At 71.4% G+C, this 14,024-nt stretch carries 13 protein-coding genes; all 13 read left to right on the forward strand.

What is annotated here, in order from left to right:
* Positions 1–11: 11 nt before the first annotated feature.
* Complete coding sequence (locus tag AC1DVZ_RS04275) at positions 12–473, forward strand: hypothetical protein (RefSeq protein ID WP_477616936.1); 462 nt, start codon at positions 12–14, stop codon at positions 471–473.
* Entirely contained in the window at positions 470–1,474 is a 1,005-nt protein-coding gene (locus AC1DVZ_RS04280; RefSeq protein WP_477616937.1) for a hypothetical protein, read from the forward strand. The genes AC1DVZ_RS04275 and AC1DVZ_RS04280 overlap by 4 nt, the downstream gene beginning before the upstream one ends.
* 9 nt (positions 1,475–1,483) lie before the next feature.
* On the forward strand, positions 1,484–2,128 hold the full coding sequence (locus tag AC1DVZ_RS04285) for a maleylpyruvate isomerase N-terminal domain-containing protein (RefSeq protein ID WP_477616938.1): 645 nt from the start codon (positions 1,484–1,486) through the stop codon (positions 2,126–2,128).
* Positions 2,129–2,168: 40 nt separating this feature from the next.
* Positions 2,169–3,119, forward strand: a complete 951-nt coding sequence (locus AC1DVZ_RS04290) for a hypothetical protein (protein ID WP_477616939.1) — start codon at positions 2,169–2,171, stop codon at positions 3,117–3,119.
* Positions 3,120–3,226: 107 nt separating this feature from the next.
* Positions 3,227–4,645 carry an ammonium transporter gene (locus AC1DVZ_RS04295; protein WP_477616940.1) on the forward strand — a complete coding sequence of 473 codons (1,419 nt, stop codon included), beginning with the start codon at positions 3,227–3,229 and terminating at the stop codon, positions 4,643–4,645.
* On the forward strand, positions 4,642–4,980 hold the full coding sequence (locus AC1DVZ_RS04300) for a P-II family nitrogen regulator (RefSeq protein WP_344131170.1): 339 nt from the start codon (positions 4,642–4,644) through the stop codon (positions 4,978–4,980). The genes AC1DVZ_RS04295 and AC1DVZ_RS04300 overlap by 4 nt, the downstream gene beginning before the upstream one ends.
* 345 nt (positions 4,981–5,325) lie before the next feature.
* A complete protein-coding gene (locus AC1DVZ_RS04305; protein ID WP_477616941.1) occupies positions 5,326–7,701 on the forward strand; it encodes a [protein-PII] uridylyltransferase in 2,376 nt (791 codons plus the stop codon).
* Between the two features lie 125 nt (positions 7,702–7,826).
* Positions 7,827–9,437: a signal recognition particle protein gene (gene ffh / locus AC1DVZ_RS04310; RefSeq protein ID WP_477616942.1), complete on the forward strand. Its 1,611-nt coding sequence runs from the start codon at positions 7,827–7,829 to the stop codon at positions 9,435–9,437.
* Positions 9,434–10,264, forward strand: coding sequence for an alpha/beta fold hydrolase (locus tag AC1DVZ_RS04315; protein ID WP_477616944.1), 831 nt, complete (start codon positions 9,434–9,436; stop codon positions 10,262–10,264). Before ffh ends, AC1DVZ_RS04315 begins: the two co-directional genes overlap by 4 nt.
* Positions 10,265–10,307: 43 nt before the next feature.
* Positions 10,308–11,396 carry an amidohydrolase family protein gene (locus AC1DVZ_RS04320; RefSeq protein WP_477616945.1) on the forward strand — a complete coding sequence of 363 codons (1,089 nt, stop codon included), beginning with the start codon at positions 10,308–10,310 and terminating at the stop codon, positions 11,394–11,396.
* A gap of 192 nt (positions 11,397–11,588) precedes the next feature.
* Complete coding sequence (locus AC1DVZ_RS04325; RefSeq protein ID WP_477616946.1) at positions 11,589–12,638, forward strand: sulfate ABC transporter substrate-binding protein; 1,050 nt, start codon at positions 11,589–11,591, stop codon at positions 12,636–12,638.
* A gap of 3 nt (positions 12,639–12,641) precedes the next feature.
* Entirely contained in the window at positions 12,642–13,538 is an 897-nt protein-coding gene (cysT, locus tag AC1DVZ_RS04330; protein WP_477616947.1) for a sulfate ABC transporter permease subunit CysT, read from the forward strand.
* Positions 13,535–14,024: ABC transporter permease family protein (locus tag AC1DVZ_RS04335; protein ID WP_477616948.1), on the forward strand; the 490-nt coding region annotated here is incomplete at its 3' end. The genes cysT and AC1DVZ_RS04335, both read left to right, overlap by 4 nt.

Raw genomic sequence — 14,024 nt, forward strand, 5'->3', positions numbered from 1 at the left:
AGCCTGTGCGCGTGGAAACGGGGGTGGACCGACTCGGTCGAGTGGCGAAGGCGTGGCGCGTGGCTGTCGTGCTCGCCTTCACCGTCGTGTTCTGCGCGGGTTCGCTCGTGGGGAACGACCACTGGTGGCCGTTCGGGCCGTGGCGGATGTTCTCGACGTCCCAGGCCGCGACCGGTTCGGTGTGGTCGACCGGCATCGAGGTCCAGACCGCCGACGCGCCGGGGCAGTGGGTGCGCGCGCCACTCACGCCCGAGAACGTCGGCCTGAACCGCGCCGAGGTCGAGGGCCGCATCCCGCAGATCGAGGCCGACCCCTCCCGCCTGGGCACCCTGGCCCGCAGCCACGCCGAGCTCCGGCCGACGTCGGCGGAGTGGACCGCGCTGCGCGTCGTGCGCCGCCTGATCGTGGTGGTCGACCGCCGGCCCACCGGCGAGGTGCGCACCGAGGTGCTCGCCCAGTGGGAGGCACCATGAGCACCGGGCACGGGGTGAGCACGGGACGCGGTGTGAGCACCGGACCACGTGCCGTGACCGGAGTTGGCCCGCGCGCGGCGCAGGGCCTGTCCGGCTGGCTGTTCGCCCCGATGCCGGTGTCGCGGGTGGCGGCCCTGCGGGTCCTCGTCTTCGCGTTCGTCATCGTCGACGTGGTGCTCCTGCACACCTCCGGCTGGTACCACGGCTACGCCGACCCCGTCTGGTACGAACCGCTCGTGATGGGCCGGGTGCTGCACCTGCCTGCCGCGTCGGTCCTGCTCGTCCAGGTCCTCAAGTGGGGTTGCGTGCTCGCTGCCCTGGCCGCGATGACCGGCCGGGCGCCCCGGCTGCTGGGCTGGACGGTCGCCGTCGGCTGGGTCTGGTACCAGTACATCGCCTTCTCCTACGGCAAGGTCGACCACGACCGGGCAGACTTCGTGGTCGCGCTCGCCCTGCTGCCGACAGTGGGGATGGCCCACCTGTCCGACCGCCGCCGCAGCGAGGCGGCGGGCTTCGCCCTGAGGGCCGTCCAGCTGGCGGCCGTCGCCACCTACTTCCTCTCGTCGTGGGCCAAGGTCCGGTTCGGCGGCTGGGACTGGGTCAACTCGGCCACGATGGTGCGGGCGGTCGTGCGTCGTGGGACTCCGATGGCCCAGTGGCTGCTCGAGGTGCCGTGGACGCTGCACTGGTTCCAGTGGGTGCTGATGGGCGCCGAGCTCACCTCGCCGGTCATCTTCCTGCTGTCGGAGAAGTGGCGTCGGCGGGCGGTGGGCGGCTGGTTCGTCTTCCACGCCATGACCTACGGCGCGATCACCATCGCCTTCTGGCCGCACCTCGTGATGATGCTCGCCTTCCTCCCCCTCGAGCGGTATGCCGCGTGGCTGCGCGAGCGGTTCGCTCGCCTTCGCGGCGGACCACCGCCCACGCCACCCGAGGGGGAGCCTTCTGCCCCTGGCGACGCGGACCGCTCGAGCCGTGACCCCGTCGGTGCCGCCGGTTAGGGTCGTCGCGTGAGCAGAGCTGAGCACGTGGCCGCGTTCCTGGCGGCCGTCGACCTGTCCCTCGACCTGGCAGCCCGACCGGAGGTGCGAGGGGCCTGGGAGCGGGAGAGCGCCTGCGCGGGCATGACCGTGGGAGGGCTCACCCACCACCTGCTCAAGCAGGCGGGCAACACCGTGCGGGGTCTGCGAGCCACGCCCGACGGCGCGCCGCCGATCGCGCTGCTCGAGCACTACGCCCGAGCTGCGTGGGTCGAGGCAGGGCCGGAGGACGAGGCCAACGTGTCCATCCGGGAGGGTGAGAACGACGGCGCCCAGGTCGGCCCCGACGTGGTGCTCGAGCTGGCTGCGGAGTGGGCCGACGACCTCCCCGCACTGCTCGAGGCACCCCGCGACCCCGACACGATCTTCATCCCGTGGCAGGGGTGGTCGCTGACGACCGAGGACTTCCTGACGACGCGGATGATGGAGCTCGTCGTGCACGGCGACGACCTGGCCGCCAGCGTCGGTCTCGACACCCCGACCTATCCCGGGGGTGTCCTCACGCCCGTCCTCGGGCTGCTCACCGGGGTCGCGGTCCGCCGCCACGGCCAGACGGCGGTTGTCCGCGGCCTCAGCCGCCCGCAACGGGCACCCGCCTCGATCTCGGCGTTCTGACCAGGGCGCGCACGCGGCATACCCCGCTAGAGTCGCCGGCGTGGAGCCCGACCTAGACCACCTGCCAGCAGCCGTGCTCGCCGAGGCGCAGGCGCCCCTGCCCGACGACATCGCGGGTTTCCACGACGCACTCCTGCGGGCCGCCGACGAGCACGACTCCATCCGGATGGACCACCTCGTGCACGGGTGGGCCCGGGCGCGCGGGGAGCTGCTCCCGGCGCGGGGCGAGGCCGAGCTGCAGCTGCAGGCGGTGCTCGACCGGCGGCTCGGACAAGTGCTGTTCGGGGCCGGGCACCCAGCGGCCGGCCACGTGCTGGCGGAGGCTCTCACGGCTGCCACGGACTCCGGAGACGACGTCGAGACCCTGCGCTGCCGCGTGGCGCTGGTACCGGTGGAGGTCCTGGTCGGAGATCCTGACGCGCTGGCCTCGGGGCGCGGCTACGTCGAACAGCTGCAGTCGCTGGGGGAGCCCGCCCACGCGGCGAGCGGCCTCATGGGTCTGGCCCACGTCGCGCCGGCCGACGAGGCGCCGGTCATGGTCCTGCGGGCCTCCCACCTCTACGAACAGGCGGGCGACGGGGGGTGGGCGGCCGAAGCCGCCGTGATGGCGGCGCGGGCGATGGCGGCCGCCGACGACCCGCGTGCGGCAGACGTCCTCGAGCGGGCCCGGCGCCTGGTGGACCTCCATGTCACCGTCGAGCTGCGGGTCGCGCTCGCGGAGGTCGAGTCGATGGTGTTGTGGCAGGGCGGCGACCCGCAGACCGCTGCGACGCTGCTGGGTGAGGCCATCGACGCCTGCGAACGGACGGGCCGCCCCGTGGCCCCCGACCTGCGCCTGATGCTGTGCGACATCCTCGTCGAGGGCGAGCAGTGGGAGGCGCTGCGGGTTCAGGCGCAGGCGCTGGTGCGGTTCGGCAGGCTCGTGGACGACGACGAGCTCACCTCGATGGGCGAGCGGTACCTCGCCCGAGCGGACGCTCCCACGATGTGAGACGTGGCGTGGTCCGAAACCTGATGCTTACCCGCGCACGGTTCCGCTAACACGGCTGTAACAAACTCCGGCACGCCCCGAAACGCCGCCCGGTCAGAGTTCTGCCCATGACTCCAGCACTGCTGCCAGTGGCAGACCCCACGATCAACGAGGCCGCGACCGCCTTCATGCTCGTCGCCGCCTCGATGGTCCTGCTCATGACCCCAGGTCTCGCGCTGTTCTACGGCGGCATGACGCGAGCCAAGTCCGTCCTCAACATGATCATGATGTCGTTCGGGGCCCTCGGCGTCGTCGGCGTCATCTACGTGTTGTGGGGCTACTCCATGTCCTTCGGCAACCTCCAGGACGGCTCGTCCGACATCGCCGGCCTGTTCACCAACCCCTTCCACCTGTTCGGCCTCAAGAACGTCATCGGTGAGGACGGCTCGCGCCTGATCGACGTGTTCGGCGTCGACGTGTTCATCCCCKAGACCGTCTTCGTCGGCTTCCAGCTCACGTTCGCCGTCATCACCGTCGCGCTGATCAGCGGCGCCGTCGCAGACCGCGTCAAGTTCAGCACCTGGCTGGTCTTCTCCGGCATCTGGGCGACCATCGTCTACTTCCCGATCTCCCACATGGTGTGGGGCGGCGGCGTCCTGTCCGGCGCGGAGGGCGGCCTGTCGGCCAAGATCTTCGGCGCGACCGAGGGCGTGGCCAACGTGCTGCCGATCGACTTCGCCGGTGGCACGGTCGTGCACATCAACGCCGGTATCGCCGGTCTGGTGCTCGCGCTGATCGTCGGCAAGCGGCTCGGCTTCGGCAGCCAGGCCATGCGTCCGCACAACGTGCCGGTCGTCATGCTCGGCGCGGGTCTGCTGTGGTTCGGCTGGTTCGGGTTCAATGCGGGCTCCGAGCTCGCGGCGGACGGCCTCGCCTCGACGGTGTGGCTCAACACCACCGCCGCCACCTGTGCCGCGATGCTCGGATGGCTCCTCGTGGAGAAGATCCGCGACGGGCACGCCACGTCGATCGGTGGCGCCTCGGGCGTCGTCGCCGGCCTGGTCGCCATCACCCCGGCCTGTGGCGCACTGTCGCCCGTCGGCTCCCTGATCCTGGGCGTGGTCGCGGGTGGTCTGTCCGCCCTGGCCGTGGGCCTGAAGTACCGCTTCGGCTACGACGACAGCCTCGACGTGGTCGGTGTCCACCTGGTCGCCGGTCTCTGGGGCACCATCGGTGCGGGTCTGCTCGCCACCGGGTCGGGTCTGTTCTACGGCGGCGGGGCCAAGCAGCTGGTCGTGCAGATCATCATCGCTGTCGCTTCGCTGCTCATCAGTGGCATCCTGACCGCGGTGATCGCGCTGGCCCTGAAGTACACCCTGGGCTGGAGGGTCACCGAGGACGTCGAGTCCGACGGCATCGACCAGAGCGAGCACGGCGAGTCGGCCTACGAGCTCAGCGGCTTCACCGGCGGCCGGTTCGGCTCCTCCGGTGCAGTCTCGACCTCGTCCGCCAAGCCTGCCAAGACCCCTGAGGGAGCGTCCGCATGAAGCTCGTGACCGCGATCATCAAGCCCCACCAGCTCGACGAGGTGAAGGAGGCCCTGGAGGCCTACGGCATCTCCGGCATGACCGTCAGCGAGGCGTCCGGCTACGGTCGGCAGCGCGGCCACAGCGAGGTCTACCGCGGTGCCGAGTACACCGTCGACTTCGTGCCGAAGGTGCGGGTCGAGGTCCTCGTCGACGACATCGACGCAACCTCCGTGGCCGACGTCATCCTCAAGGCGGCCCAGACCGGCCGGATCGGTGACGGCAAGATCTGGACCATCCCCGTCGAGGACGTCGTCCGGGTCCGCACCGGAGAGCGCGGCGTCGACGCCCTCTAGGGCCACCACCGACAACACCAACCACTGGGTATGGCGCCCGGTCCCGTTCGCGGGGCCGGGCGCCTTCGCACGCTCCGGCACTTCTGGCCACGGGTGCGGCAGGAAGGGCCGGGATGGGCGCCCGCACGCGGCCCAGGTGGCCAGAAGTGGGGAATGTGCTGGCACTTCTGGCCAGTGATGTCCCAGCAGGGGCCGGTTCCGGGGCCGGGATGCGGTACGGGTGGCCAGAAGTCGGGGAGGGGACCACAGGGGAGAGGATGGATGCGGCACTGCGCGGCATACGTCTAACACGGGCGTAACACGACGGCTCACGTTCGGAAACGTCGGAGGGGCACGGTGGAGCACGTGACGATCGAGCAGACCGACCTGGCGGCCCGCCGCCTCGACCTGGCAGGGGCCAGGGGCTTCGACGCCCCCGGAGCCGGCCAGGTCCGCCGCGACGCCATCGCGACCCTGACCCGAGGCTGGCTCGGCGAGGTCTGGAAGGTGGCTCTGGACGGCCGGTCGACCGAGGGGATCGCCCTGGCTGCGGTCGGGAGCCTGGCGCGGGGTGATGCCGGGCCGCTGAGCGACGTCGACCTGGTCCTGCTGCACTACGGCCGCTCGCTCAGCGGTGACGACCTGCGCGGACTGGCCGACCGGGTCTGGTACCCCGTCTGGGATGCCGGGGTGAAGCTCGACCACGCCGTGCGCACCGTCAACCAGTGCCGGACCGTCGCGTCCGGCGACCTCGCGGCGGCCGTCGGCCTGCTCGACCTGCAGTGCGTGGCTGGCGACGCCGAAGTCGTCGCCGCAGCCCGCTCGACCGTCTCGCACGACTGGCGCGCGAACGCCCGTCGCCGGCTGCCGCAGCTGGTCGAGAGCCTCAAGGCCCGGCACTCCCGGCACGGCGAGCTCGCCCAGAGCCTCGAACCCGACCTCAAGGAGGCCCACGGCGGCCTGCGCGACATGACGGTGCTCGGCGCCCTCGTGGCTGCCTGGCTGACCGATCGCCCCCACGTGGGGGTGGACGAGGCGCACCAGACCCTGCTCGACGCGCGTGACGCCGTCCACGTGGTCACCGGCCGCGGCCGCGACCGGCTCACCCGTGAGGACCACGACGCCGTGTCGGCGCTGCTCGGCCACAGCGACTCCGACGAGATGATGACGTCGGTGGCCGACGCCGGCCGGACCATCGCCTACGCCCTCGACGGCACGGTGCGGCGCGCCGGGCAGTCCCAGCGGGCGCGCACCCTGCGGGTCGGGCCGCGGCGACCGCAGCTCAACCCGCTCGGGTTCGGCATGTTCGAGCACGACGGCGAGGTGGTCCTCGGCCCGCGCAGCACCCTGTCGACCGACCCGCTCCTGCCCTTGCGCGCGGCAGTCGTCGCGGCCCGCAGCCACCTGCCCATCGCCCCGACCACGCTGGCCAACCTCGCGGGCCAGGCTCCCACGCTGCCCGAGCCGTGGCCCGAGATCGCCCGCGACCTGTTCGCCGACCTGCTGGCGACCGGACCCGGCCTCATCGCCGTCTGGGAAGGGCTCGACCAGGCCGGCATCATCGACCGCTGGCTGCCCGAGTGGGCGGCCGTGCGCTCCCGCCCGCAGCGCAGCGCCGTGCACCGCCACACGGTCGACCGGCACCTCATCGAGACCGTCGTCCTCGCGGGGGGACTGGTGCGCGGGGTCACCCGGGCCGACCTGCTGCTGCTCGCCGCGCTGCTGCACGACATCGGCAAGATCCGCGGCGCCCACGACCACTCGGCCACGGGAGCCCCCCTCGCCAGGACCATCGCCACGAGGCTGGGCTACCCGGCTGCGGACGTCGAGGTCATCACCACGCTGGTCCGCGAGCACCTCACGCTCATCGACCTCGCCACCCGTCGCGACCACCAGGACGCCGGCACGGTCACCGCGGCCCGGGCCGCGGTGTCCGGGTCGCGTGACGTGTTCGACCTGCTCGTGGCCCTGACCGAGGCCGACGCGAGCGCAGCCGGCCCCCAGGCCTGGACCGACTGGCGGGCGACCCTGCTGGCCCAGCTCGCCGAAGGAGCCCGCAAGGGCTGGGAGGAAGGCGGCGTGCCACCGCCGGCCGAGACCACCACGGTCGACCAGGCCGACCTCGAGTCGGTGGCGGCAGGCGAGCCGCGGGTCATCATCCGTCCGCAGGGTGGGTCCTACCGCATCGACGTCTTCGACCGCGACCGGCTGGGACTGTTCGCCGACACCGCAGGCCTGCTCGCGGCATACGGGCTGGTCGTCCGCACCGCCATCCTGCGCACGATCGACGGCGTCGCCGCCAACGAGTGGCACGTGGAGAACCCGAGCGGGGAGCCGCCCCAGGAGGAGCGGATCGTCCGCGGCCTGGAGCGGCTCGCGCAGGGGGACCGAGGGCCACTGGGACTCCTCGAACGCCGTCGCCAGTTCGCCGCGCGACCCAGCGCCGAGTCCGGGACCGGGTCTCCCGGCCAGGCGCGGGCCCTCGTCGTGCCCCACGCCTCCGAGGAGGCGACCGTGATCGAGGTGCGTGCCCAGGACCGCCCGGGCCTGTTGCACGAGCTGGGGATCGGGTTCGCCAAGGCAGGCCTCTCGGTGCGCTCCGCGCACATCGCCACGTATGCCGGCCAGACCCTGGACACGTTCTACCTCACCGAGTTCGGTGGCCGGCTCCTGTCGCCGGCCAAGGTCGCCCAGACGGTGTCGATGGTGATCGACACCTGCGACGGCGCGTCACCGTCCTGACTCGGGTCGTGTGGCGGGTCGTGTGGCGGGTCGGGTGCCCGAGTCGTGAGCTCGAGTCGTGTGCCTGACGCCGAGGTGTGGCGCTGCGTCAGGCGCACGACCCGGGGTCGATTAACCTTGGGCCCGTGTTCACCTCACTCTCCGACCGCCTGACAGCCACCTTCAAGAACCTGCGGGGCAAGGGGCGGCTGTCCGAGTCCGACGTCAACGCGACGGTCCGCGACATCCGGCTCGCGCTGCTCGACGCGGACGTTTCCCTCCCCGTCGTCAAGGCGTTCACCCACGCCGTGCGCGAGCGAGCCCTCGGAGCAGAGGTGTCGGGGGCGCTCAACCCCGGACAGCAGGTCGTCAAGATCGTCAACGAGGAGCTCGTCGGCATCCTCGGTGGCCAGACGCGCACCATCGTGTTCGCGAAGAACCCGCCGACCGTGATCATGCTCGCCGGTCTGCAGGGTGCGGGCAAGACCACCCTCGCCGGCAAGCTCGCCAGGTGGCTCAAGGAGCAGGGCCACACGCCCCTCCTCGTGGCCGCCGACCTGCAGCGCCCCAACGCCGTCACCCAGCTCGAGGTCGTCGGCGAGCGCGCGGGTGTGCCCGTGTTCGCCCCCGAGCGCGGAAACATCGGTGGTCACGACGCCGTCGGCCCGACCGGCGAGGGCACCCGCTCCTTCGGCGACCCGGTCTCGGTCAGCCGAGCAGGGATCGAGCAGGCCCGCCGCGCCCAGCACGACGTGGTCATCGTCGACACGGCCGGACGGCTGGCCGTCGACGCCAACCTCATGCAGCAGGCCGCCGACATCCGCACCGCGATCGAGCCCGACGAGGTCCTGTTCGTCATCGACGCGATGATCGGCCAGGCCGCGGTCGACACGGCTCTCGCGTTCCAGGCGGGCGTCGACTTCACCGGCGTCGTGCTGTCCAAGCTCGACGGTGACGCCCGTGGTGGCGCCGCCCTGTCGGTCGCGTCGGTGACCGGTCGCCCGATCATGTTCGCCAGCACCGGCGAGGGCGTGAAGGACTTCGAGGTCTTCCACCCCGACCGGATGGCCTCGCGCATCCTCGACATGGGTGACGTGCTCACCCTCATCGAGCAGGCGGAGAAAGCGTTCGACCGCAGCCAGGCAGAGGAGATGCAGCGCAAGTTCCTCGCCGAGGAGGACTTCACCTTCGACGACTTCCTGCAGCAGATGTCGGCGCTCAAGAAGATGGGCGGCATGAAGGCGATGCTCGGGATGATGCCGGGCATGGGCCAGATGAAGGCCCAGCTCGACAACCTCGACCCGCGCGAGTTCGACCGCATCGAGGCGATGGTCCGGTCGATGACGCCGTTCGAGCGCACCCACTCCAAGCAGATCAACGGGTCGCGCCGACTGCGCATCGCGAAGGGCTCGGGTGTGCAGGTGTCCGAGGTGAACGGGCTGCTCGAGCGGTTCACCGAGGCGCAGAAGATGATGAAGCAGCTCGCGCGCGGCGGCGGCATCCCCGGGATGCCCGGCATCCCGGGCATGGGCGGCGGCAAGAAGGGCCGCCAGCAGCAGCCCCAGCGCAAGAAGTCCAAGTCCGGCAACCCCGCAAAGCGTGCCGCCGAGGAGCGGGCCGCCCTCGAGCAGGGCGCGGCTGCCAAGGCGAGTGGCGGTGGCGCCGCATTCGGGGCAGGCGCCGGGGACGGCGGCATACCTGCTGACCTCGACCCCAACCAGCTGCCTGCGGGCTTCGAGAAGTTCCTCGGCAGGTGAGCCACGCAGCGCCGCTGCACACCCTCTCGGTCGGCACCGCAGGGCCGCGAATCGCCTTTCTCCACGGGCTTTTCGGGCAGGGGCGCAACTGGTCGCAGATCGCCAAGGCGCTCGCCGGCCCCGAGGGCACGGGCGCCCGCAGCACCCTCGTCGACCTCCCGGACCACGGCCGGTCCCCGTGGTCGCAGGAGTTCTCCTTCGAGGGGTATGCCGCGTCCGTCGCCGACACCCTGCGCGGCATCGACGCCGACGCGTCGTGGGTGGTCGTCGGGCACTCCCTGGGCGGCAAGACCGCCATGCTGCTCGCCCTGGAGCACCCCGAGCTCGTGTCGAGGCTGGTCGTCGTCGACATCGCGCCCAAGAGCTACGGCAGCCTGGAGCGCTTCAGCGGCTACATCGAGGAGATGCGGAGGCTGCCGCTGGGTGAGGTGACCAGCCGGGGTGACGCCGAGACGCGCTTCGAGGAACCGGACCCGGGCGTGAAGGCGTTCCTGCTCCAGAACCTTCGGCGCCACGGCGACTCGTGGCGCTGGCAGGCCAACCTCGAGCTGTTCGCGGCCGATGCCGCCACGGGGACGGGGTCCACGATCGCGGCCTGGCCCGAGTCTGCCGCCCAGCTCCCGCCCTTCGCCGGACCGGTCCTGTGGATCGCCGGCTCGGACTCGACCTACATCGCCGACCAGGACCTCCCGACGATGCGGGAGATGTTCCCCAAGGTGCGCCAGCTGACGGTGAAGGGTGCGACGCACTGGGTGCACACGGATGCGCCCGAGGTCGTCGTCGAGGCGATCCGCCGCTTCGTCCAGCCGCTCACCGAGACCCACTGACGCCTGACCCTGACCGGACTGGCGCGCTGGGTAGGGTCGGCTCATGGCAACGGTGCTGCACCTGCAGGGTGAGGTCCTCGTCGGACCCGAGGACGTGCGCCCCGAGGCGTGGGTGGTCGGCGGGAGGCTGACCTTCGACCGGCCGAGCGGGAGCGGATCGGACGTCCAGACGCTGCGCGGCTACGTCCTGCCGGGCCTCGTCGACGCCCACTGCCACGTCGGGCTCGATGCCCACGGCGCCGTGGACGACGCGACCGCGGAGGCCCAGGCGCTGGCCGACCGCGAGGCGGGGACGCTGCTCATCCGCGACGCCGGCTCGCCCGCCGACACCCGGTGGATCGACGAGCGCGACGACCTGCCCAAGGTCATCCGGGCCGGCCGCCACATCGCGCGCACCCGTCGCTACATCCGCAACTACGCCCACGAGATCGAGCCCGACCAGCTGGTCGAGCGGGTCCGGATCGAGGCCCGCGCAGGGGACGGGTGGGTCAAGCTCGTGGGCGACTGGATCGACCGCGACGCCGGCGACCTGACACCCTGCTGGCCGGTCGACGTGCTCACCGATGCGATCGCCGCCGCCCACGACGAGGGTGCCAGGGTGACCGCTCACTGCTTCGGTGAGGCCTCGCTCTACGACTTCGCCGCGGCGGGCACCGACTGCATCGAGCACGCGACCGGGCTGGAGGCCGAGACCATCGCCCAGTTCGCGGAGCAGCGGATCGCGATCGTGCCGACCCTGGTCAACATCGCGACCTTCCCGTCGGTCGCCGAGCCCGCGAAGGAGAGGTTCCCCGACTACCACCGCCGGATGCTGGCTCTCCACGAACGCCGCTACGCCACGATCGGCGCGGCCCGGGACGCCGGCATCCCCATCTACCTGGGCACCGATGCGGGGGGCTCACTGCGGCACGGGCTGGCGGCCGACGAGGCCCACGAGCTGACCAAGGCGGGGCTGTCGGCGGACGAGGCCCTGTACGCCGCGACCTGGGGTGCCCGTGAATGGCTCGGCCGTCCGGGGCTGGAGGAGGGCGCCGACGCCGACCTCGTGGTCTATGCGGCAGACCCGCGGCGGGAGATCCGTGCGCTCGCGGCGCCCGAGCACGTCGTCCTGCGCGGCCGCGACTTCTCCTGACCCTCGCCCTCAGCAGACGCGTGGGCGCGGCGGCCCCGTGCCGGGCACGCGGCATACCCGAGGGGCTTTCCACGATGCGAGACATAAGGCCACGTTATTTGACCGATAACTCATTGCTATCCAAACTCCTAGTTGTCACATAGGAGATGCGCAGGGTGCGCATCCAACGCCTCAGGCAACCAAGGAGCTCCGATGAAGTCGACCCGCCGTCACCCCCGCCTCGCCCTGGCCGCTGCCGCGACCGTCGGCGCGATGGTGATGACCGCCTGTGGCGGCGGCGGGGCCAGCGACACCGTCGGTGCGGCGGCGGACGCCGAGAAYGCCGCCGCCAAGACCGGCACGATCAACCTCTTCGCGTATGCCGTGCCGAAGGTCGGCTTCGACAAGGTGATCCCTGCGTTCACCAGGACCGAGGCCGGCAAGGGCGTCCAGTTCCAGCAGTCCTACGGTGCCTCGGGGGACCAGTCGCGCAAGGTGGCGGCAGGGGCCACGGCCGACTTCGTGAACTTCTCGGTCGAGCCGGACATCACCCGCCTCGTCGACGCCGGTCTGGTCGCCAAGGACTGGAACGCGAACCAGGACAAGGGGATCCCGTTCGGCTCGGTCGTCACGATCATCGTCCGCAAGGGCAACCCCAAGGGGATCAAGGACTGGGACGACCTGCTCAAGCCGGGCGTCGAGGTGGTCACCCCCAACCCGTTCAGCTCGGGCAGCGCCAAGTGGAACCTGCTGGCCCCGTATGCCGCGAAGAGCGACGGCGGGAAGGACCCCAAGGCGGGCCTCGCCTTCATCGAGCAGCTGGTGACGGGTCACGTCAAGGTGCAGCCGAAGTCCGGACGCGAGGCGACCGAGACGTTCCTGCAGGGCACCGGCGACGTGCTGCTCAGCTATGAGAACGAGGCGCTGTTCGCCGAGCGCAGCGGTGACCCGGTGGAGCACGTCACGCCGCCGACCACCTTCAAGATCGAGAACCCCACCGCGGTCCTGAGCAAGAGCCCCAACCTCACCAAGGCCAAGGCGTTCAACGACTACCTCTTCACGCCGGAGGCCCAGAAGCTGTGGGCCCAGGCCGGCTTCCGCCCGGTCGACCCGACGGTGGCCAAGGAGTTCGCGGCCGACTTCCCGGCGCCCCAGAAGCTCTGGACCATCGACGACCTGGGTGGCTGGAAGACGGTCGACGGAACGCTCTTCAAGAAGGAGACCGGCGCCATCGCCGTCATCTACGACAAGGCCACGACGTAGGCCATGACCGCGACCACGCAGAACGCGCGCAGGGACGACACCTCGACCTCCGAGGTGGCGTCCCTGCCGCCGCGCGCAGACACCCCTCGTCAGCGACTCTCGCTCGCCCGACCACTCGCCCGACCGCTCGGCATCGGCCTGGTGGGCCTGTGGCTGAGCGTCCTCGTCCTGCTCCCGCTCGCGGCGCTCACCGTCACCTCGCTCGGCGAGGGCGTGGGCGGCTTCTGGGAGGCCGTCACCGCGCCCGTGGCCCTGGCCTCGCTGCGCGTGACCGTCCTCGTCGCCGCCGTCGTCGCGCTCGTCAACGCCGTGATGGGCACGCTCATCGCCTGGGTCCTGGTGCGCGACGACTTCCCCGGCAAGCGCGTCGTCAACGCCCTGATCGACCTGCCCTTCGCCCTGCCCACCATCGTCGCCAGCATCGTGCTGCTGTCGCTGTACGGGCCGAACAGCCCGGTCCACGTCCACCTCAACGCCACCCAGCCGGGACTGATCGTCGCACTGGCGTTCGTCACGCTGCCGTTCGTCGTCCGGTCCGTGCAGCCGGTCCTCATCGAGGCCGACCGCGAGGTCGAGGAGGCAGCTGCCTCCCTCGGCGCGTCGAACTGGACGACCTTCCGTCGGGTCGTGCTGCCGACCCTGGCCCCGGCGCTGATCAGCGGCACCGGGCTGGCGTTCGCGCGGGCGATCGGGGAGTACGGCTCGGTCGTGCTCATCGGCGGGAACATCCCCCGCGAGACCCAGGTCGCCTCGCAGTACATCCAGCAGCAGATCGAGATCGACCGGCCACTGAACGCCGCCGCGGTGTCCGTGGCACTGCTGGTGATCGCCTTCGCCACCTTGTTCGTGCTGCGGGTGTTCGCCGGCCGCAGCCTGCGCCGCGAGGAGGAGGCCCAGTGAAGACCTCCTCCGCCGCCCGGATCGGCCTGCGCACGGTGGCGCTCGGCTACCTCGTGCTCCTGCTCGCCGTGCCCATCGTGCTCATCCTCGTCCGCACCTTCGGTGAGGGCGTGGGGGCCTTCCTCCAGTCGATCAGGACTCCTGCCGCGATCTCCGCGCTCAACCTGTCGCTGCTCATCGTGGCGATCGTGGTGCCCCTCAACGTGGTGTTCGGGGTGGGCACCGCGCTGGCCCTGGTGCGAGGACGGTTCCGCGGACGGGGCCTGGTCCAGGCCGTGGTGGACCTGCCGTTCGCGGTGTCGCCGATCGTCGTCGGGGTGTCGCTCATCCTGCTCTGGGGGGCTGACGGCTGGTTCGGCGGTCTCGAACGGCTCGGTTTCAAGGTCATCTTCGGGCTGCCGGGCATGGTCATCGCCACGCTGTTCGTCACCCTGCCGTTCGTCGTGCGCGAGGTGGAGCCGGTGCTCCACGAGATCGGCACCGAGC

The sequence above is a fragment of the Pedococcus sp. P2_E5 genome (genome assembly GCF_056403895.1).